Below are 1,817 nucleotides of genomic sequence, written 5' to 3'. Positions count from 1 at the left end.
ATGCCAGCCAGCGGCGGCTTTCCTCACTCACCCGGTCAGCCAGGATTTCACTTTCCAGCCGGTCGAGCATCTGCACCGTGCCGGCGGGAATCCCCCACTGTGCATAGGCAACTCACGCTATGAACGCTTCAGCTTATCAATAGCGGAAGTTATAATTTCATTGTCATCAAACTTGTACAACATAGTATCTAAAACAGGAAGCAGCGTTTTATCACCTAATTCACCCGCAGCTTCAATGATATCATCATAAACAGTATTTTTTTTTAACTCATCGCATAAAACAGATAAAACCCTTTTATCTTTTCTGTAGGAAAGTCCGATTATTGCTTCAATACGGACTTCCTCATTTTTATCCTGAAGCATCTCCACAAAACAATCCCTAATATCACTATTATCATATTTATTGATATTTATTGCAAATGCGGCCCAGTTTCTGACATCTCCATTTGGATCTTTTAACAGATTAATCAATAGTGGAATTGTTGCTTTATCATTGATAACAGAAATAGCAAATGCTGTAGCACGTCTGACATTAGTCGATTTATCAAAAGCAGTAATTTGAGATTGTTCTACTATTTTAGGTGAATAAATTGGGTTTTTCTTGCATCGCTGAGCCGTTGACTCGATTGCCGTAGCTCGAACGCAAGCGCTCTTATCATTCAATGCCATATTGTTCAAAATATTAAAAACATTATCTTCGCATTTTTTGCAAATTTTTATTTGCCCGAGTATAAATGCTCCGATATCTCTACGGATATAATTTTTATCAGAGCAGAACTCAATTGCCAATCTAACAGCGTCTTGCCCACCTCTTAACTGTAATACTCTGGCAGATGAAATCCTTTTCAAGGAATTGTGATCATCAAGTAAGCGAAATAATTCATCATCATTTAGTTTCTTACATTGATTATATAAACCATACTCTTTACTTGCCTTTCTTTTCTGGTATGTATTTGACATTGCAGGAACCTCCACAAGGGCTATCTTTTTTTATCGTTTGACTGTCTGGAGTGACGACAATTCCAGGCTTTCTGTGTGCTTTTTGCATCTTTAGCACTAATATCACCACAATCAATTAGTTCCTGAAGTACGTCACATCTGTCGGGTTTTTTCCCATCACTCCAGAATCTGTCATTTATTATGTCATTGACACGATCAGTTATCCCTGTGTCTGCAACATTTCCACGAGAAGCTATCATTGTTATATCTAATGCTAGTCCCGGATTATTCAATATTAGAGAGTCAAATATTCTTTGTGATGCTGTATCGTTCCACCATTTTGTCAATGCTTTTGCAGCATTATCATCTGCTTGCTGCTGTGCAGGGCTTTTGGGCCATGGAATTGGCAAGGGGAATGGTCTAGGAAAAACTTCTAACCCCAGAGGATCTGTATTCGTAACTGGATTCAACGGATACTGATAAAAATTCCATCCCCCCTTCAGCCCAATCGGATCCTGAGTGATATACCTCCCCCGCAGCGGGTCATAATAGCGGTGGCGGTTATAATACAGGCCGGACTCCTCATCATACTGCTGCCCCGGCAGGCGGATGAGCTGCTGCAGCTGGTGCGGGTTCTCTTCATTCAGCTGGTTACCCCATTCATCGTATTCTGCGTACCACGCTGTTGTCCCTTCCGTGCTGATAAGGGCCAGCGGCAGGCCGCGATGGTCGCAGTGGTACAGGTGAATTTTTCGCGCCGGCGTGTATACCGGGTCCATCTGGCTTTGCATCTGCGCCACCGTCAGGCCGCACGATGCCAGCCAGCGGCGGCTTTCCTCACTCACCCGGTCAGCCAGGATTTCACTTTCCAGCCGGTC

At 43.1% G+C, this 1,817-nt stretch carries 2 protein-coding genes and 1 pseudogene; all 3 read right to left on the bottom strand.

Going from position 1 to position 1,817, the window contains the following annotated elements:
• Positions 1-88 (bottom strand): annotated as a pseudogene (locus RTW80_RS31740) (hypothetical protein); the annotation flags it as partial.
• Between the two features lie 29 nt (positions 89-117).
• Positions 118-960 (bottom strand): HEAT repeat domain-containing protein, encoded by an 843-nt coding sequence (locus tag RTW80_RS24630; RefSeq protein ID WP_000072850.1) that lies wholly within the window; start codon positions 958-960, stop codon positions 118-120.
• A gap of 20 nt (positions 961-980) precedes the next feature.
• Positions 981-1,817, bottom strand: an 837-nt coding sequence (locus tag RTW80_RS24625) for a polymorphic toxin type 34 domain-containing protein (protein WP_094338264.1), incomplete at its 5' end; no start/stop codon positions are given.

The sequence above is a fragment of the Escherichia sp. AM3 genome (assembly GCF_032029835.1).
Classification (GTDB): Bacteria; Pseudomonadota; Gammaproteobacteria; order Enterobacterales; family Enterobacteriaceae; genus Escherichia; species Escherichia coli.
This window is presented reverse-complemented; position numbering and strand designations above follow the sequence as displayed.

Coding starts and splice junctions, on each gene's coding strand:
- RTW80_RS24630 (WP_000072850.1), bottom strand. CDS start 960: ATGTCAAATACATACCAGAAAAGAAAGGCAAGTAAAGAGTATGGTTTA.